Annotated in this window: 15 protein-coding genes; 7 read left to right on the plus strand and 8 right to left on the minus strand. The window is 64.5% G+C overall.

What is annotated here, in order from left to right; translation table 11 throughout:
• Positions 1 to 925 (minus strand): efflux RND transporter periplasmic adaptor subunit (locus IVB32_RS37875; RefSeq protein ID WP_247413063.1); only part of this gene is annotated, 925 nt, incomplete at its 3' end.
• A 279-nt stretch (positions 926 to 1,204) separates the two neighbouring features.
• Between IVB32_RS37875 and IVB32_RS37880 the strand changes: the two genes are divergently transcribed.
• The 7 genes from IVB32_RS37880 (at position 1,205) to IVB32_RS37910 (ending at position 9,574) form a co-directional block, all read left to right on the plus strand.
• Positions 1,205 to 2,359 (plus strand): iron-containing alcohol dehydrogenase, encoded by a 1,155-nt coding sequence (locus IVB32_RS37880; protein WP_247370511.1) that lies wholly within the window; start codon positions 1,205 to 1,207, stop codon positions 2,357 to 2,359.
• A 17-nt stretch (positions 2,360 to 2,376) separates the two neighbouring features.
• Positions 2,377 to 3,927, plus strand: a complete 1,551-nt coding sequence (locus IVB32_RS37885) for an AMP-binding protein (protein ID WP_247295941.1) — start codon at positions 2,377 to 2,379, stop codon at positions 3,925 to 3,927.
• A 172-nt stretch (positions 3,928 to 4,099) separates the two neighbouring features.
• Entirely contained in the window at positions 4,100 to 5,698 is a 1,599-nt protein-coding gene (locus IVB32_RS37890; protein WP_085361917.1) for an ABC transporter substrate-binding protein, read from the plus strand.
• A 35-nt stretch (positions 5,699 to 5,733) separates the two neighbouring features.
• Positions 5,734 to 6,681 carry an ABC transporter permease gene (locus IVB32_RS37895; protein ID WP_018455967.1) on the plus strand — a complete coding sequence of 316 codons (948 nt, stop codon included), beginning with the start codon at positions 5,734 to 5,736 and terminating at the stop codon, positions 6,679 to 6,681.
• Positions 6,682 to 6,690: 9 nt separating this feature from the next.
• Entirely contained in the window at positions 6,691 to 7,584 is an 894-nt protein-coding gene (locus IVB32_RS37900) for an ABC transporter permease (protein ID WP_018455966.1), read from the plus strand.
• Positions 7,584 to 8,591 carry an ABC transporter ATP-binding protein gene (locus IVB32_RS37905; RefSeq protein ID WP_018455965.1) on the plus strand — a complete coding sequence of 336 codons (1,008 nt, stop codon included), beginning with the start codon at positions 7,584 to 7,586 and terminating at the stop codon, positions 8,589 to 8,591. Before IVB32_RS37900 ends, IVB32_RS37905 begins: the two co-directional genes overlap by 1 nt.
• Entirely contained in the window at positions 8,588 to 9,574 is a 987-nt protein-coding gene (locus IVB32_RS37910; protein WP_018455964.1) for a dipeptide ABC transporter ATP-binding protein, read from the plus strand. The genes IVB32_RS37905 and IVB32_RS37910 overlap by 4 nt, the downstream gene beginning before the upstream one ends.
• Positions 9,575 to 9,624: 50 nt before the next feature.
• Here IVB32_RS37910 and IVB32_RS37915 read toward each other — a convergent pair whose 3' ends face one another.
• The 7 genes from IVB32_RS37915 to IVB32_RS37945 form a co-directional block, all read right to left on the minus strand.
• On the minus strand, positions 9,625 to 11,598 hold the full coding sequence (locus tag IVB32_RS37915) for an acetyl-CoA carboxylase biotin carboxylase subunit (RefSeq protein ID WP_018455963.1): 1,974 nt from the start codon (positions 11,596 to 11,598) through the stop codon (positions 9,625 to 9,627).
• Complete coding sequence (locus tag IVB32_RS37920) at positions 11,595 to 13,211, minus strand: carboxyl transferase domain-containing protein (protein WP_018455962.1); 1,617 nt, start codon at positions 13,209 to 13,211, stop codon at positions 11,595 to 11,597. Before IVB32_RS37920 ends, IVB32_RS37915 begins: the two co-directional genes overlap by 4 nt.
• Before the next feature lie 113 nt (positions 13,212 to 13,324).
• A complete protein-coding gene (locus tag IVB32_RS37925) occupies positions 13,325 to 14,191 on the minus strand; it encodes a 3-keto-5-aminohexanoate cleavage protein (RefSeq protein ID WP_018455961.1) in 867 nt (288 codons plus the stop codon).
• A 199-nt stretch (positions 14,192 to 14,390) separates the two neighbouring features.
• Entirely contained in the window at positions 14,391 to 15,191 is an 801-nt protein-coding gene (locus tag IVB32_RS37930) for an AraC family transcriptional regulator (RefSeq protein ID WP_018455960.1), read from the minus strand.
• 170 nt (positions 15,192 to 15,361) lie between these two features.
• Positions 15,362 to 16,018, minus strand: a complete 657-nt coding sequence (locus IVB32_RS37935) for a glutathione S-transferase family protein (RefSeq protein WP_018455959.1) — start codon at positions 16,016 to 16,018, stop codon at positions 15,362 to 15,364.
• The gene (locus IVB32_RS37940; protein WP_247295935.1) at positions 16,018 to 17,181 is read right to left on the minus strand and encodes an acyl-CoA dehydrogenase family protein; all 1,164 of its coding nucleotides are present in this window, start codon (positions 17,179 to 17,181) and stop codon (positions 16,018 to 16,020) included. Before IVB32_RS37940 ends, IVB32_RS37935 begins: the two co-directional genes overlap by 1 nt.
• 76 nt (positions 17,182 to 17,257) lie before the next feature.
• Positions 17,258 to 18,223, minus strand: a 966-nt coding sequence (locus tag IVB32_RS37945; RefSeq protein WP_247413066.1) for an acyl-CoA dehydrogenase family protein, incomplete at its 5' end; no start/stop codon positions are given.

An 18,223-nucleotide genomic window follows, 5' to 3' on the forward strand; every position in this document is an offset into this window, starting at 1 on the left:
CGAACTGACCGGGCAGGATCGAAAGATCGGTGTTCTTGACCACGGCGCGGCTGCGCAGCGTGCCGGTGGAGACATCGAGGCGGTTGTCGAGGAAATTGATGCTGCCTTCACGGGATGGTTTCGTCTCGCCGGCGAGCGTCACCTGCACCGGGTTCGCCGTATCGCGCGAACTCGGGCGGCGGCCTTCGAACCACAGCTTGCTGTATTTGATGAAGGTCGCCTCATCCATGTCGAAATAGATATAGATCGGGTCGAGCGTCACGATCGAGGTGAGCAGCGTCGACGTTCCGGTATCGCTGCCCTGCACGAGATTGCCAGGGCTGACAAGGTGGCGGCTGACGCGGCCGGTCAGCGGCGCCGTCACATGCGTGAATTCGATATTGAGCTTGGCGACTTTGAGCGCACCCTCGGCCTGTGTTTCGGCAGCGTGCGCAGCCTGCAAGGCCTGACGGCGCTGATCGACCACCTGCTCGGAGACGGCGCTGGTCTGCACCAGGCTCAAACCGCGATCGAGCTCCCGCTTTGCAAGCTCCACCTTGGCACGGGCATCGGAAAGCTGCCCCTCGGCCTGCGTGGCCACCGCCTCGAACGGACGTGGGTCGATGACGTAGAGCAGATCGCCCTGACGCACGATGGCGCCATCCTGGAATTCGACAGAGTTGACGAACCCGCCGACGCGCGGGCGGACCTGCACCTCCTCCATCGCCTCGAAGCGGCCGGTGAACTCGTCCCAATCGGTGACGGTGCGCTTGACCGGTTGGGCGACGGTTACCGGCGCCGGCGGGGGAGCGCTCGCTTGCGAGGCCGGCTGGCCGCAACCGGTGAGCACGAACGCCGCGGCGAGAAGGCCGACGATGGCGTAAGGCCGAGGCGAAACGAAATCGTGCGTTTTGACAAATTGCTCGCTTCCGTCCGGTCCAGTCATCCCAGGTCCTCGCATCAAAGCCGCGGAAAAAGCAGGGTACGCCTGTACCCGCGGGCGCCACAAGATGGGTGGCAATGATGAACTCTTCAAGACCAAAGCGCAGGCAATGCTCGGAGGAATGCCCTGGCCGGATGACGGGTTGACAGGGCTTGTTGGCCTCTCCCCGTAAGCCGGGAGAGCAAGCGGAGAGTGCGTTAGCGTCTTCGCACATGACGGGCGGAGCCGGCTCGGCTAGATTGCTCCTCATAAAACAAGACGAATTGTCCGGGGAGGACAGGCGTGCACCAGGGACGTGTCGTTTACGGCGCGATCGAGGAAGTCGTGTTCGGCCACCCCGCGGCCGAGGCCGTGGTCGCCCAGATGGACCGGCTGGGGACGCGCCGCGCCTTCCTGATGGTCTCGGGCACGCTCAACCGGCAGACCGACGAAATCGCCAAGATCAAACAAGCCCTGGGCACAAATTGCGCGGGCGTCTTCGATGCCATGCCGGCGCACACCCCGCGCGAGGCGGTGATCGCCGCCACCAATGCGGCGCGCGAAGCGGGCGCCGACCTGATCGTCACCGTGGGCGGCGGCTCGATCACCGACGGCGCCAAGGCGGTGCAGCTCTGCCTCGCCAACGGCATCGACGATGTCGACGGCATCGAGCGTATCCGCGTGCACAAGGGCGTCGCGCCCGAGATGACGGCGCCGACCGTGCGTCAGATCAGCGTGCCGACCACGATCGCCGGCGGCGAGTTCAGCTCGATCGCAGGCGTCACCGACCGCACCGCCCATGTGAAACAGATGCTACGGCATCCGCTCAGCGTTCCGCGCGCGACCATCCTCGATCCCGCCATCACCGTGCACACGCCGGAATGGCTATTCCTCTCGACCGGCATCCGCGCCATCGATCATTGCGTCGAGGCGATCTGCTCGCGCGAGACGCACCCCTATGCCGACGCGCAATCGGTGAAGGGCCTCGCCATGCTCGCCGACGCGCTGCCACGGGTGAAGGCTGACCCTGCTGACCTCGACGCGCGAATGGATGCGCAGATCGGCACCTGGCTGTCGATGGGCGCGCTCGCCGCTGGCGTGCCGATGGGCGCGAGCCACGGCATCGGTTACGTGCTGGGCGCAGCCTTCGACGTACCGCATAGCTACACCTCCTGCGTCATGCTGCCGGCCGTGATGCGCTGGAATGCGCGCGACAATGCCGAGCGCCAGATGATCGTCGCGGCCGCAATGGGCTTTCCCGGCCACGCGGCAGCCGATGTGCTCGATGCCTTCATCCGCTCGCTCGGCATGCCGCGCAGCCTCGCCGATGTGCGCGTCTCGCCGGAGCATTTCGACGCCATCGCGGACGCTGCGATGCGCACGAACTGGATCCCGCGCAACCCGCGCAAGATCGACAGCCCCGCTCAAGTGCGCGAAATCCTGCTTCTTGCCGCATGATCCAAAGCCGGAGGACTATGTACCCAGGTCAGCATGCCCGCCTGCGCCCACTCCAGCCCGCCTTCATCATGGCGACGACCGGCGAGGCCGTCACCTATCGCGAGCTCGATGCGCGCAGCAATCGGCTGGCGCACCTGTTCCGCAAGTATGGCCTGAAGCGGCTCGACCACTACTCGATCTTCATGGAGAACAATTCCCGCTACCTCGAAGCCTGCGGCGCGGGCGAGCGCTCCGGCCTCTACTACACCTGCATCAACTCGTTCCTGACGCCGGGCGAGTTCGCCTATCTCCTGGTCAACAGCCAGTCGAAAATCCTGATCACGTCGGTTGCGAAGCTCGATATCGCCCGCGAGGCGATCAAGGTCTGCCCCGACATCAAGCTGTGCATCGTCGCCGACGGCCCGGGCGAGAGCGAGCGCATCGTCGGCCTCACTGAGGTAACCGCCGACCTGCCGAAGACGCCGATCCCGGATGAATGGCTCGGCACCGCCATGCTGTATTCATCGGGCACGACGGGACGGCCAAAAGGGATTCTGCGGCCGCTTCCGGAGGAGCCGCCGAAACACAATCTGCCGTTGTTCGATTTCCTGACAAAGCTTTGGCACTACCGCGAGGGCATGATCTACCTGTCGCCGGCGCCGCTCTATCATTCGGCGCCGCAGGCCGCCGTGAACCTCACGATCCGCATGGGCGGCACCGCGATCATCATGGAGAATTTCGATCCCGAGCGTTACCTCCAGCTCGTCGAGCGGTGGGGTATCACTCACACCCAGTTGGTGCCGACGATGTTCTCGCGCATGCTCAAGCTGCCGGAGGAGGTGCGCACGCGCTACGACCTGTCGTCGCTCGAGATCGCGATCCATGCCGCCGCGCCCTGCCCCGCCCTGGTCAAGGACGACATGATCAAATGGTGGGGACCGATCATCCACGAGTACTACGGCGCGACCGAAGGCCTTGGCTTCACCGCCTGCGACAGCGCGGAATGGCTCGCCCATCGCGGCACCGTCGGCAAGGTCCTGCTCGGCGATCTCCACATTCTCGACGAAAACATGAAGCCATGCCCGACCGGCACGCCGGGTCAGGTCTGGTTCAAGACGGCCTCGCCATTCGAATATTTCAACGACCCGGAGAAGACCAGGGAAGCGCGCTCGGCCGACGGCAGCATGAGCACGGTCGGCGACGTCGGCTATGTCGACGAGGATCGTTTCCTTTATCTAACGGACCGCGCGACCTTCATGATCATCTCCGGCGGCGTGAACATTTATCCGCAGGAGTGCGAGAATCTGTTGATCACCCATCCGAAGGTTGCGGACGCCGCGGTGTTCGGCGTGCCCAATTCCGATCTCGGCGAAGAGGTGAAGGCGGTGGTGCAGCCGATGCCCGGGGCCGTGCCGGGCGAGGCGCTCGCCGAGGAGCTGATCGCGTTCTGCGGGGCGTCGCTGTCGCGGCAAAAGGTGCCGCGCTCGGTCGATTTCGAGAAGGAGTTGCCGCGGCTGCCGACGGGGAAGCTGTACAAGCGGCTGCTGCGGGACCGGTATTGGGGGAACAAGGCGTCAAGGATTGTGTGAAGGGCCGCTGTCGCCGGAGAAACTTCCCTCTCATCGTGAGAGACACCCCTGCGGCCTTCCGTCGTCCGAATTGCCGAGAGAGTAGCGGACCTTGACGGTTGCCTCACCGCGCACGCGCCGCTATCGTCGGGACAAACAGGCCGCAAAAGGCCGATGTCCAGGGAGGACGAGGATGCGGAGCGTACGGGCGCTCGCCGCGACGGCGGCGCTATCTTTGCTTGCGTTTTCGAGCGTTGCACTCGCCAGCGAGCCCAAGCAGGGCGGCATTTTGCGGATGTACCACCGCGACAGTCCCGGCAATGCCTCGATCCACGAAGGCGCGACCTACTCGCTCAACGTTCCCTTCATGCCGGTGTTCAACAACCTCGTCATCTACAAGCAGGACGTGGCGCAGAACAGCATGGACACCATCGTGCCCGAGCTCGCCGAGAGCTGGGCCTGGGTCAACGACAACAAGACGCTGACCTTCAAGCTACGCCAGGGCGTGAAGTGGCACGACGGCAAGCCGTTCACCTCGGCGGACGTCAAATGCACCTTCGACATGCTGATGGGCAAGTCGCAGCAGAAGTTCCGGCAGAACCCGCGCAAGAGCTGGTACGAACAGGTCAACGACGTCTCCACCAACGGCGATCTCGAGGTCTCCTTCAATCTGAAGCGGCCACAGCCTTCGCTGCTGGCGCTGCTCGCCTCGGGCTACACGCCGGTCTATCCCTGCCACGTCTCGCCCGGCGACATGCGCACGCACCCGATCGGCACCGGGCCGTTCAAGTTCGTCGAGTTCAAGGCCAATGAATCGATCAAGCTGACCCGCAATCCCGACTATTGGCGCAAGGGCCGGCCCTATCTCGACGGCATCGAGTTCACCATCATCCCGAACCGCTCCACCGCGATCCTCGCGTTCGTCGCCGGCAAGTTCGACATGACCTTCCCGACCGAGGTGAGCATCCCGCTGCTCAAGGACGTCAAATCGCAGGCGCCGAACGCGGTCTGCGTGGTCGAGCCCAACAATGTCGCCACCAACATCATCGTCAATTCGTCCGCGCCGCCGTTCGACAATATCGACATCCGTCGCGCCATGGCGCTGTCGCTCGACCGAAAGGCCTTCATCTCGATCTTGTTCGAGGGCCAGGGTGACATCGGCGGCACCCTGCTGCCGCCGCCGAATGGGCTGTGGGGGATGCCGAAGGAGATGCTCGAGACCATTCCGGGCTACGGCCCCGACATCAACGCCAACCGTGAGGAAGCGAAAAAGCTGATGCAGAAGGCCGGCTATGGGCCGGATAAGCATCTCGCCGTCAAGGTCTCGACCCGCAACATTCCGGTCTACCGCGATCCTGCGGTGATTCTGATCGATCAGCTCAAGAGTATCTATATCGACGGCGAGCTCGACGTGGTCGAGACCGCAAACTGGTTCCCGAAGATCGCGCGGAAGGATTACATGCTCGGGCTCAATTTGACCGGCAATGCCGTCGACGACCCCGACCAGTCCTTCTACGAGAACTATTCCTGCGGCTCCGAGCGCAACTACACCAATTACTGCAACAAGGAGATCGAAAAGCTGTTCGACGTGCAGTCCCAGGAGACCGACATTAACAAGCGCAAGAAGCTGGTGTGGGACATCGACAAGAAGCTGCAGGAGGACGTCGCCCGCCCGATCATCTTCCACGCACGTACCGGCAGCTGCTGGCAACCTTACGTCAAGGGCGTGACGGTGATGTCGAACAGCTCCTACAATGGCTATCGCTACGAGGACGTCTGGATGGACAAGTAGCGCGGGCGGCTGACGGGTTCGACGGGAGGCGATGCATGTTTGCCTATCTGGTGCGGCGCCTGTTGCTGATGCTCCTGACCCTGTTCGGGATCTCGATCGTCATCTTCTTCCTGCTGCGCATCGTCCCCGGGAATATCGTCGACATCCTGTTCGCCGCCGCGGGCTATGTGGACCCCGCCGACAAGGCCAATCTGGAGAAGGAGCTCGGCATCGACCAGCCGCTGGTGGTGCAATATTGGCACTGGATCAGCGGCTTCCTGCGCGGCGATTTTGGCTACTCCTACGTCTCCGAGAAGCCGGCGCTCCAGGAGATCCTGCCACGGATCCCGATCACCGCACGGCTCGCGGGCCTGGCGCTGTTGTTCTCGACCTCGATCGGCATCCCCCTTGGCGTGATCAGCGCGGTGAAGCAGGGAACGAGGCTCGACTACGCATTGCGTGTGGTGAGCCTCAGCGGATTGTCGCTGCCTTCGTTCTGGCTTGGCCTGCTCATCCTCACCGCCTCGGTGGCGATGTTCAACCAGATGCCGATCTTCAACCCGAATCCAGCGACTTGGCTGGAAGCGTTTGCGACCTATGCCGTGCCCGCCGCAGCCGTCGGCTTCCGCAGCGCGGCACTGACCATGCGCATCACGCGATCCTCGATGCTGGAGGTGCTGCGGCAGGACTATATCCGCACCGCGCGTGCCAAGGGCGCATCGGACGCCGCTGTGAACTATCAGCATGCGCTGAAGAATGCGATTCTGCCCGTCATCACCGTGATTGGCATCGAAGCGGCGTTCCTGATCGGCGGCCTCATCGTGACGGAGACGGTGTTCAACATCCCCGGCGTCGCGCGCTTCCTGGTCGAGGCGATTCGCTGGCGCGATTATCCGATCGTGCAGAACCTGGTGATGCTGATTGCCATCGTCGTGGTGAGCGCGAATTTCATCGTGGACATGCTGTACGCGGTGTTCGACCCGCGTATCCGGTACACGGATTAGGAGAACCTGTTGGCTGCGATCGACTATGACGTTGAACTGAGGCGCGCCGGGGCGCACGCGACCGTCGGCTGGCGGCGCGTGCTGTTTTTGGCGCAGCGGCATGTGCTGGGCGCGGCCGGGCTCGTCATCATGACCCTGTTCGTGTTCACCGCGATCTTCGCCGACTTCATCGCGCGTTACGATCCGCTGACGATCGATGCCGCTCGGGCACTGGCGCGTCCAAGCCTGGCACACTGGATGGGCACGGATTCCTTCGGCCGCGATGTCTTCAGCCGCATCATTCATGGCGCGCGGATCTCGCTCGCGGTCGGCATCGGCTCGACGGCGCTCGGCGGCAGCATCGGCGTGATCGTCGGCCTCACCTCCGGCTATCTCTCCGGCTGGGTCGATCTCGTGTTCCAGCGCGTCTCCGATGTCCTCCAGGCGCTGCCGCTGCTGGTGCTGGCCCTGATCATGACCGCGGCGCTTGGGCCGTCCTTGCCGAACGTCATCATTGCGATCGCCATTCCGCTGATCCCGACCGTCTCGCGCGTCATCCGCGCCAACACGCTGGCGCTGCGCGAGCTGCCATTCATCGAGGCCGCCAAGTCGATCGGCATGAGCGAGGTACGCATTGCGCTCCGTCACGTGCTGCCGAATACGCTGGCGCCGCTGATCGTGCTTGCGACGGCCCAGCTCGGCTCGACTATCCTCACGGAAGCCTCGCTCTCCTTCCTCGGCCTCGGCATTCCCGAGCCGTACCCGTCGTGGGGGCGCATGCTCTCTGAATCCGCCGCCGAATATGTCCGCACGGCGCCATGGCTGGTGATCTTCCCGGGCATCGCCATCAGCCTCGCGGTGTTCGGCGCCAATCTGTTCGGTGACGCCTTGCGCGACATCCTCGATCCCCGGCAGCGCGGCTGATGGCTGAGAACTCCGATCTCGTGATCGAGGTGAAGAACCTGAAGACGGTGTTCTTCACCAACTCCGGTCTGTTCAAGGCCGTCGATGATGTTTCCTTCACGGTGAAGCGCGGCGAGACGCTGGCGATCGTCGGCGAATCCGGCTGCGGCAAGAGCGTCACTGCACTATCGCTGATGCGGCTGGTGCCGGATCCACCCGGCCGCATCGTCGGCGGCTCCGTCACGCTCGAAGGCACCGACCTTCTGACGCTGGACGAAGCAGAGATGCGTGCCGTCAGGGGCAACCGCATCTCGATGATCTTCCAGGAGCCGATGACCTCGCTCAATCCGGTGATGCGGATCGGCGACCAGATCGTCGAGACCGTGCGGCTGCACCGGAACATGTCGAGCAAAGAGGCCCGGGGCATCGCAATCGAGATGCTGCGCCTGGTGCGCATCCCCGAGCCGGCTCGGCGCGCGCGGGAATATCCGCATCAGCTGTCCGGCGGCATGCGCCAGCGCGCCATGATCGCGATGGCGCTGGCGTGCCGGCCGGTGCTGCTGATCGCGGACGAGCCCACGACCGCGCTCGACGTCACCATCCAGGCGCAGATTCTGGCGCTGATCCTAGACCTTCAGAAAGAGCTCGGCACCGGGCTCGTGCTGATCACGCATGATCTCGGCGTCGTCGCGCAGACCGCGCAACGCGTCATCGTGATGTATGCGGGACGCAAGGTCGAGGAAGCGAGCGTCGAGGCGCTGTTCGCCGCGCCAAAGCACCCCTACACGCGCGGATTGATGGCATCGATCCCGGCGGTGCCGGCGCCCGGCGTTGCCGCGCCGGCACGGTTGAACGAAATTCCCGGCACCGTGCCGTCGCTGGTGGGGCTGCCCAAAGGTTGCGCGTTCGCGCCACGCTGCAAGCTCGCGATCAAGCGCTGCGAGGCCGAATATCCGCCGCTCATCGATTGGGGCGGCGGCCATCTCGCGGCCTGCTGGCGCGCAGCCGAAGTGGCGGAGGTGGCATGACCGACGCACTGCTCGAAGTCACCGAACTCAAGAAGCACTATCCGGTGCGCGCCGGCGTGTTGCGCCGACAAATCGGCACAGTGCATGCGGTCGACGGCGTCTCGTTTTCGGTTGGGGTCGGGGAGACGCTGGGCCTTGTCGGCGAATCCGGCTGCGGCAAGTCGACGGTGGCGCGCAGCGTGCTGCGGCTGGTCGAGCCGACCTCGGGCCAGATTCGCCTCGAAGGCGAGGACATCACGCATCTCTCCAAGTCCGCGCTGCGGCCACACCGTCGTTCGATGCAGATCGTATTCCAGGATCCTTTCGCCTCGCTCAACCCGCGCATGACTGCCGGAGACATCGTGGGCGAGCCGCTGTTCGTGCACGGGCTCGCGACCGGCAAAGCGCTGGAGGCACGTACCGCACAGCTGTTCGAGCAGGTTGGCTTGCGGCCCGACCAGATGCGCAACTTCCCGCATCAATTCTCCGGCGGCCAGCGCCAGCGCATCTGCATCGCCCGCGCGCTGGCGCTCGGGCCCCGCCTGATCGTCTGCGACGAGCCGGTCTCCGCGCTCGATGTCTCGATCCAGGCGCAGGTGATCAATCTCCTGATCGATCTGCAACGGCAGCACGGCTTCTCCTACCTCTTCATCGCGCATGACCTCGCCGTGGTCGCCCATATCAGTCACCGCGTCGCCGTGATGTATCTCGGCCGCATCGTCGAGATCGCGGACAAGGACGAGCTGTTCCGCAATCCGCGCCATCCCTACACGCAGGCCCTGCTCGCCTCGGTACCGGTCGCCAACCCGCTCGCCAAAAAGCTCGTGCCGCTGGTCGACGGCGACGTGCCAAGCCCGGTCAATCCGCCGCCGGGCTGTGCGTTTCACACCCGCTGCCGGTATGCGATGGAGCGATGCAGGACGGAACGACCGGCGTTGGTGGACGCGGGGGACGGGCACCAGGTGGCGTGCTTGCTCAATGGCGGAACGGGGCGGAGCCAGTAGCTCCGCTGTCGTCCCGGCCTTCGCCGGGGCGACGAGTTGAGCTTGCCGCCCTACTCAGCCCCGATCTCCGCCACGATCCGGCCCGTTGTCACCTGCTCGCCCTCGGCGACGTCGATCGCGGCGACGACGCCGTCGATGCCGGCCTTGTGGACATGCTCCATCTTCATCGCTTCCAGCGTCATCACCGGCTGGCCGGCAGTGACGCGGTCGCCCGGCTTGACCAGGACGGCAACGACGCGGCCGTTCATGGCAGCGCGAACCTTGCCGTCTCCGTTGCTTGCGGCCGCCTTCGGCGCGGCGAGGGTGAGATCGGTCGCCGCGAGCGGGATGCCGCGGCGCTGGAGGTGGAGCCGGTCGCCGTCGCGCAGGAATTTGGCACTGTCCATCACGCCGTCATGGCGGAAGCGAATCACGTCGAGATCGAGTTGGTCGATCTCGAACTTGTCTTGCCGGCCGTCCCTGGCAACAATGTAGCTGCCATCGCGCTCGCGCCAGACTTCTAGCTCAAGCGCCTGGCCTGCGATCTCGATTTTCGCCGGCAGCGGGAACGTTGCCGCGAGGCTCCGTCCGCGGCGCCACGACGGTGCCTGGGGGTTCGTGACGTAGAGCAGCAGGCCGGCCAAGGCCATGTCGAATGCGGCGTCCGCGCGCGGCGCCAGCAGCTCGTCGCGATGGGCACCAATGAACGCCGTGGTCGCCTCGCCTTTGGCGAAGCCGGGATGACGCAGGCATGACATCAGGAAAGTCTGATTGGTAGTCACACCAAATCCGGTCAGTTGCTCCAGGCCGACGATCAGCCGCCCCCTCGCCTCCTCGCGGGTCGCGCCATGGCCGATCACCTTCGCGATCATGGAATCGTAGAACGGCGGAATCTCGGAGCCCGATTGCAGCGCATGTTCGACGCGGATGCCATCCGGCACCTGCCAGCGCGCCATGCGCCCGGACTGCGGCATGAAATCCTGCGCGGCGTCCTCCGAGCACAGCCGCACCTCGATGGCGTGGCCTGTGAAGCGAATGTCCTGCTGCTTGAGCGGCAGCGACTCGCCGCGCGCGACGCGCAGCTGCAATTCGACGAGATCGAGCCCGGTGATGGCCTCGGTGACGGGATGCTCGACCTGGAGACGCGTATTCATCTCCATGAAGTAGAATCCGCCGCTCGCATCGAGCAGAAATTCGAGCGTGCCGGCGCCCTCGTAACGCAACGCCTTCACCGCGGCGACCGCGACCTCGCCCATCTTCGCACGCAGGTCGGGCGTGACTGCGGTCGACGGCGCCTCCTCGATTAGTTTCTGGTGCCGCCGCTGCACCGAGCAGTCGCGCTCGCCAAGATGGATGGCGTTGCCATGGCTGTCGCCGAACACCTGAATTTCGATGTGACGGGGATTCTGGATGGCGCGTTCGAGGATCACCGTGGGATCGCCAAACGCCGCCTTCGCCTCGGACCGCGCGCTACGCAGTGCCTCGGGGAACGAATTGGCATCCGCAACGAGCCGCATCCCGCGTCCACCGCCGCCGGCGACCGCCTTGATCATCACGGGAAAGCCGATCTCTCTCGCCTCCGCGAGCATGACTTCATCGCCCTGATCGGCGCCCTGATAGCCGGGCACGACGGGCACGCCGGCCTTTTTCATGATCTCCTTGGCACCGGCCTTGTTGCCCATTGTCTCGATCGCCTGCGGCGACGGGCCGATGAAGACGAGGCCGGCATCCTTGCAGGCTTGCGCAAACTCCTCGTTCTCGGCGAGGAAGCCATAGCCGGGATGAACGGCATCCGCGCCGCTGGCCTTTGCGGCCGCTATGATCGCGGCGATGTTGAGATAGGACTGCGCCGGCAGCGCTTCGCCGACTCGCACGGCCTGGTCGGCCTGTTGCACATGAAGCGCATCCCTATCCGCATCCGAATAGACCGCGACGACGCCGAGGCCGAGCTTCCGCGCGCTGCGCATCACCCGCAGTGCGATCTCGCCGCGATTGGCGATCAGGACCTTGAAGAACGGCCGGTGCTGCACTGATCCGTTCCTCATGGGCGGGCCACCGAGAATTGCATGCGCTGTGGGCTCCGCGCGTCACCTTCACGACAGATCGCGAGCACTTCGGACAGCACCGCGCGGGTGTCGCGCGGATCGATCACGCCGTCGTCGAGCACGCGCGCGCTGGTCGAGAACACGTCCATCTGGCCGTCGAACACGCCGACGATCTGCGCCTTCATGCCATCGAGCTTTTCTTTTTCGACCGGCTTGCCGCGACGCGCGGCTGCGGCTTCGGTGACGATCGCCATGGTCTCGGCGGCCTGCTCACCGCCCATCACGGCAGTCTTGGCGTTGGGCCAGGAGAAGCAGAAGCGCGGATGGAAGCCGCGCCCGCACATGCCGTAATTGCCGGCGCCGAACGAGGCGCCGCAATAGATGGTGATCTGCGGCACTGTCGCCGACGTCACCGCCTGGATCATCTTGGAGCCATGCTTGATCATGCCGGCTTCTTCGTAAGCTTTGCCGACCATGTAGCCGGTGGTGTTGTTCAGATAGAGCAGCGGCGTTCGGGTTTGGCAGCACGCCTGGATGAAATGCGTCGCCTTGTTGGCACCGGCCGGATCGAGCGGACCGTTGTTGGTGATGATGCCGATGGTCTGGCCCTCGATGCGGGCATGGCCGCAGACGGTGGCCGGGCCGTAGTTCGGCGCCATCTCGGTGAAGTCGGAATCATCGACGATACGTGCGATCACCTGCTTCATGTCCACGGAGCGCTTGTGGTCCATCGGCATAATGCCGAGCAGTTCGTCTTGATCGTAGCGCGGCGGCTTATATTCCGCGCTCGCCCTGCCCGGCCGTTCCCATTCCAGCGCCGCCATGATCTCGCGCGCGATGCGCAGGGCGTCGCGGTCATCCTCGGCGAGGTAGTCGCCAAGTCCCGACACCTGCGTGTGCATCTCGGCGCCGCCAAGCTCCTCTTCGGTCGCGATCTCGCCGGTGGCGGCCTTCAGCAGCGGCGGCCCGGCGAGGAAGGCGCGGGTGCGGCCACGGACCATGACGATGTAGTCGGACAGGCCGGTCTGATAGGCGCCGCCGGCGGTCGAGGAGCCATGGGTTACGGTCACGACGGGCAGGCCCGCTGCGGAGAGTCGCGCGAGATTGCGGAAGATGTTGCCGCCGCGGACAAAGTCTTCGACGCGGTAGCGCAGGAGATTGGCGCCGGCGCTTTCGACCAGCTGGACGTAAGGCAGCTTGTTCTCCAGCGCGAGCTCCTGCACGCGTATCGTCTTGTCGAGGCCGTAGGGCTGAAGCGCGCCGGCATCGATGCCGGAATCGTTGGCGCTGACCATGCAACGGATGCCCGAGACGAAACCGATGCCGGCGATGACGCCGCCGCCGGGGACGCTCTTGTCCGGATCAGATACGTCGAACATGTAGCCGGCGAGCGTGGACAGCTCGATGAAGGGCGCGCCGGGATCGAGCACCAGCGCGACGCGCTCGCGCGGCAACAGCTGGCCGCGCTTGTGGAAGCGGTCTTTCGCCGCGGCTGATGCCGCACGCGTGCGCTCTTCCAGCGCGCGCATGCGGTCGATCAGGCCAAGCATGCCGTCGCGGTTGGCGCGATAGGCGGCACTGCCGGGAGAAATCGTGTTTTCGAGAATGGACATAACTCAATCCTGCTCGTCATTGCGAGGAGCAAAGCGACGAAGCAATCCAGGCGCATCCATGGAAAGATTCTGGATTGCTTCGCTTCGCTCGCAATGACGGTTGAGGCGATAATTTACCTATTCGTCCCAAAAATCTTTCGCGCTTCCGCCGGGCTCGCGATCTCGCGGCCGGCACGGCGGGCGCAGGCGGCGATGGCGTCGATCAGCTGGCCGTTCGACGTTACCTTCTTGCCGTCGGCGAGATAGAAGGCATCTTCGAGACCGGTGCGCAGATGACCGCCGAGCTCCGCACAGCGCTGGTGCAGCGGCCAGATTTCTTCGCGGCCTATCGCGGTGACCTGAAATTGCGCCTCGGGACGCTTCAGCTTGATCAGGATCGGCAGCAGATCGGGATCCGACGGCATGCCGGAGGCGACGCCCATCACAAAGTTATACTCGAGCGGGCCCTTGTACATGCCGACCTGGCGGTACATGCCGACGCAGCGGACGATGCCGACGTCAAAACATTCGAATTCGGGGATGGTACCGACCGCGTTCATGACGTCGAGATAGTCCTTCACCTTCTCGACCGCATTGTCGAACATCATCGGCGGCCAGGCCCAGCTGTTGTCGGCCTTCACCTTCAGGTAATTTAGCGAGCCGGCATTGCAGGCCGCGATCTCCGGCCTGGTCTCGCGGATACAATCCAGCGCACCGTTGTAGTTCGGCCCGGAGACGCCGGAGGTGTGATTGATGATCACGCCAGGGCAGGCTTCGCGAATCGCCTGCTGGATCTCCTTGCTGACGCTGACCTCCCAGGACGGCAGATGCCCCTTGTCCGGCGCCTGCTGACGCAGATGGATGTGCATGATGGACGCGCCGGCATCGAACGCAGCCTTGGCCTCGCGCGCCATCTGCTCGGGCGTGACAGGCACGTTGTGCTGCTTCGGGTCGGTGAGCACGCCGTTCAGCGCGCAGGTGATGACGGCCTTGTCGCTCATGCCTTGAATGTCTCGCACGTTGATAATTCAACGTTTGCGATCATGTGATGGGCGGCAGGCGGCTTCTTGCGCGGAGAAGCTGGAAAAAGGCGATAAACCGTAGGGTGGGCAAAGGCGCTCTTGCGCCCTTCCCACCATCTCTCAATACCTCGCGAAGATGGTGGGCACGCTTTCGCTTTGCCCACCCTACGAGACGACGCTAGCTCGCCTCCGCCAGCCTCACGGTCTCGCTGCTGCGATAGATCGCGAGATCGCGCGAGCCGACGAAGATCGCGCGCGGCTTCAGGCCGTAGAAGCGGCGGATCGAGTGGCTGAAATGGGTGGAGTCGGGATAGCCGATGTCCTGCGCGAGATGGGCGAGGTTGAGGTCCTGGTTGGCGAAGTGCAGCAGGTGACGCGCCCGCTTCCAGGCGCGGAAGGAGCGGAACGAGATGCCGGTCTCTTCCTTGAACAGATGCAGGAAGCGCGAAGCGGAAAGTCCGGCCTCCGCCGCGCATGTGTCCGCCGTCACGGGTTCGCCCGTGAAGCGGCCGATACGGGCGACCGCACGCGTCACGCGGGGGTCGAGCACGCGGCGCGGCAGCGCCTCGCCAAAACACATCTGGTCGAATTCGGCGGTGGTGATGTCGCCGTAGCGACGCTGGCGCAGCAGCGTGTAGGCGGCGAGGATCTTGCGGGCATAGACGGCCCTGTCGGGTCCGGTGAGCCGCTCGGCCAGGACCTCGATCACGCCATCGGGCATGCTCTCCGGCTCCAGCGTCACGCTGATCGCGGTGCGGTAGTCGCTCGCAATGGAATGCCGCTGGTTCGGTAGGGTAACGAACAGCTCGCCGGTGGCGAGCGCATCATCGATCGTCAGATGCAGACTGCCCTTCACCGCGACATAGACATGGCAGCAGCCGGGCGTCCGCTTGCGGGGGCGGCCGAGCAGGCCGGCATAGAATACCCGCTCCGGCGTGATCAGCATCAAATGGTCGGATTCGCGACCGTTATCTTCCATTGGGATCCTCCTCGCGCGGCTCTTTGGCCGCTGCGGACGGAGGTCACCTTAGCGGAAATCTGGGCGCTGTCACGGCGGGATAGCGCTATCATGAAGCGCAAAACAGCGGCAGTCCCGACGACCCGGAACTCCCGGCAACATGGCCGTCCCGGCTTTCGCCAGAACGACAATCAGGCCCTCACCCTTGGCGCCACGTTCTGCTCGACGCCGGCCTGTTGCTCCGCAGCAACCGCGCGCTTGAAACCATCCCGTTGCTGCAAGCGTGCCCAATAGGCTGCGACATTTGGCCCAAAATCCTTGGCAAGCCCGATAGTATCGGCGAGGCGGAGCGCGTAACCGATCACGATGTCGGCGGCAGTGAAGCGGCCCGCGCACAAGGCCTCGGTATTTGCGGTGGCTGCCTCGACGGCGCGCAGGCGGCCCAAAAACCATTTGGCATAGTCGCCGGCGACCTGCGGATTGCGGCGCTCTTCCGGCTCGAGCTGGGTGTATCGGAGCACCAGCGTCTGCGGGAAGGTTAACGTGGCGTCGCTGAAATACATCCAGTTCACGAACGCGCCATAGGCGGGATCTTCGGGTCCGACCATCAGTGGCGTCGGTCCATGCTTGATGCCGAGATAGTGGCAGATGCCGGAGGACTCGGTCATTTTCGTCTCGCCGTCGACCATGAAGGGAATCGTGCCCAGCGGATTGAGCGCGAGATACTCCTTGGCGAAGACCCGCGGCGGGAACGGCAGCATCTTGAGCTCGTAGGGCAGCCCCATCTCCTCCAGCATCCAGAGCGGACGGAATGAGCGCGCGGCGTCGCAGTGATAGAGCGTGATCATCAGGAACTTCCTTTGCTGCCGGGCAGCGTCCCCATCATCTTGCACAGGACCATCAGCATGACCTCGTCGGCGCCGCCGCCGATCGATGTCAGACGGCTGTCGCGATAGGCACGGCTGACCGGCGTCTCGTTGGTAAAGCCCATTCCACCCCAATATTGCAAGCAGGCGTCGGTAAGCTCGCGGCCGAGTCGCCCGGCCTTCAGCTTGGCCATGGTCGCAAGTTTCGTGACATCCTCGCCCGCCACAAGCGCCTCTCCGGCACGGTAGATCAGCGCGCGCAACAGCTCGACCTCGGTCTGCATCTCCGCGAGCTTGAAATGAACGACCTGGTTGTCGAGGATCGACTTCCCAAAGGCCTTGCGATTGCGGGTGTATTCGATGGTCTCGTTGATAATGTATTCATGCGCCTTCAGGCAGGCGGCCGCACCCCAGAGCCGCTCCTCCTGGAACTGGATCATCTGGTAGGTAAAGCCCTTGCCCTCCTCGCCGATCCGGTTGCGCTTGGGCACGCGGACATTGTCGAAGAAGATCTGCGCGGTGTCGGAGGAACGCATGCCCATCTTGTCGAGCTTGCGCGCGACCGTGACGCCCTTGGTCTTCATGGGCACACAGATCAGCGATTTGTTGCGGTGAACGGACCCGTCGCCCGTATTGGCGAGCAGACAGATCCAGTCGGCCTGGGTGCCGTTGGTGATCCACATCTTGCCACCATCGATGACGTAATCGTCGCCGTCCCCGCGCGCATTGGTCTTGATCGAGGCCACGTCAGAACCCGCGCCGGGCTCCGAGACGCCAATGCAGGCCACATAGTCGCCAGAGATCGAGGGCGCCAGGAATTCGCGCCGCACTTCATCGGAGCCGAACCGCGCCAGCGCAGGAGTCGCCATGTCGGTCTGCACCCCGATCGCCATCGGCACGCCGCCGCAATTGATCGCGCCGAGTTCCTCCGCCATCATCAGCGCATAGGAATAGTCGAGGCCGGAGCCGCCGAATTCGACCGGCTTGTTCAGCCCGAGAAAGCCGAGCCTGCCCATCTTCCTGAACAGCTCGTGCGCCGGGAAGATGTCGGCCTTCTCCCATTCATCGACATGCGGATTGATCTCGTTGGCAATGAATTTTTGCAAGGAACGGCGGATCTCGTCGTGGTCGGCGGTGAACAGCATCTTGTTAGCCCAGTTCTTGGTATCTCTGAGGTGCTCGTCATGGCCGGGCTCGTCCCGGCCATGACGGAGAAAGAGGTCACAACCCCATCTGCCGCGACGCGAGATCCTTCATGATCTCCTCGGTGCCGCCGCCGATCGCGTTGACCTTGACCTCACGGTAGATGCGCTCGGCCTTGATGCCGCGCATGAAGCCGGCGCCGCCAAAAATCTGCACCGCTTCCGAGGCGCAGAACGCCATGGTCTGGGTCGCCTGGTTCTTCATCATGCAGATTTCGGCGACCGGGCTTTCGCCCTGCTCCAGCCGCCAGGCCAGCATCTCCAGCATCGCTTGCGATGCGGCGACCTTCTGCGCCATGTCGACGATCTTGTGGCGGATCACCTGGTGCTGCGCGAGCGGCTTGCCGAAGGTCTTGCGCTCCTTGGCGTAGGCAATGGCCTCGTCGAGGCAGACGCGCGCGAACGCGGTGCAGCCCGCCGCCATGCCCATGCGCTCGCTGTTGAAATTCCGCATGATGATCTTGAACCCCTGGCCTTCCTCGCCGATCAGGTTTTCCGCCGGTACGCGGCACTCGTCGAAATGCAGGGTCGCGGTGTCGGAGGCCCACCAGCCCATCTTCTTCAGCTTTGTCCGGGACAGGCCGGGCGTATCCCCCTCGATCAGGAGCAGGCTGACGCCGCCGGCGCCCTCGCCGCCGGTGCGCACCGCAACGGTCAGATAGTCGGCACGCATCCCGGATGTGATGAAGGTCTTCTCGCCGCTCACGACGTAGTGATCTCCGTCGCGCCGCGCCTTGGTGCGGAGGCCCGCGACATCAGAGCCGCCGCCCGGCTCGGTGATCGCGAGCGCGGAGATTTTCTCACCCGCGAGCACCTGAGGCAGCACGCGCGCCTTCACCTCGGGGCGCGCGGCCCGCGCGACCGGCGGCGAACCGATCGTATGGCTCATCAAGCTGGCGCTGACACCGCCGGCGCCAGCCCGCGCCAACTCCTGGCTGGCGACGATCCTCATGAACTGGTCGGCGGCGATCCCGCCATATTCCTC

Origin of the sequence: Bradyrhizobium sp. 23 (genome assembly GCF_023073295.1) — a bacterium.
In the GTDB taxonomy this organism is placed as follows: domain Bacteria; phylum Pseudomonadota; class Alphaproteobacteria; order Rhizobiales; family Xanthobacteraceae; genus Bradyrhizobium; species Bradyrhizobium canariense_D.

Excerpts from the sequence above, each read along its gene's own strand:
- IVB32_RS37885 (WP_247295941.1), top strand. The coding sequence starts at position 2,377 with ATGTACCCAGGTCAGCATGCCCGCCTGCGCCCACTCCAGCCCGCCTTC.
- IVB32_RS37890 (WP_085361917.1), top strand. The coding sequence starts at position 4,100 with ATGCGGAGCGTACGGGCGCTCGCCGCGACGGCGGCGCTATCTTTGCTT.
- IVB32_RS37895 (WP_018455967.1), top strand. The coding sequence starts at position 5,734 with ATGTTTGCCTATCTGGTGCGGCGCCTGTTGCTGATGCTCCTGACCCTG.
- IVB32_RS37905 (WP_018455965.1), top strand. The coding sequence starts at position 7,584 with ATGGCTGAGAACTCCGATCTCGTGATCGAGGTGAAGAACCTGAAGACG.
- IVB32_RS37910 (WP_018455964.1), top strand. The coding sequence starts at position 8,588 with ATGACCGACGCACTGCTCGAAGTCACCGAACTCAAGAAGCACTATCCG.
- IVB32_RS37915 (WP_018455963.1), bottom strand. The coding sequence starts at position 11,598 with ATGAGGAACGGATCAGTGCAGCACCGGCCGTTCTTCAAGGTCCTGATC.
- IVB32_RS37920 (WP_018455962.1), bottom strand. The coding sequence starts at position 13,211 with ATGTCCATTCTCGAAAACACGATTTCTCCCGGCAGTGCCGCCTATCGC.
- IVB32_RS37925 (WP_018455961.1), bottom strand. The coding sequence starts at position 14,191 with ATGAGCGACAAGGCCGTCATCACCTGCGCGCTGAACGGCGTGCTCACC.
- IVB32_RS37930 (WP_018455960.1), bottom strand. The coding sequence starts at position 15,191 with ATGGAAGATAACGGTCGCGAATCCGACCATTTGATGCTGATCACGCCG.
- IVB32_RS37935 (WP_018455959.1), bottom strand. The coding sequence starts at position 16,018 with ATGATCACGCTCTATCACTGCGACGCCGCGCGCTCATTCCGTCCGCTC.
- IVB32_RS37940 (WP_247295935.1), bottom strand. The coding sequence starts at position 17,181 with ATGCTGTTCACCGCCGACCACGACGAGATCCGCCGTTCCTTGCAAAAA.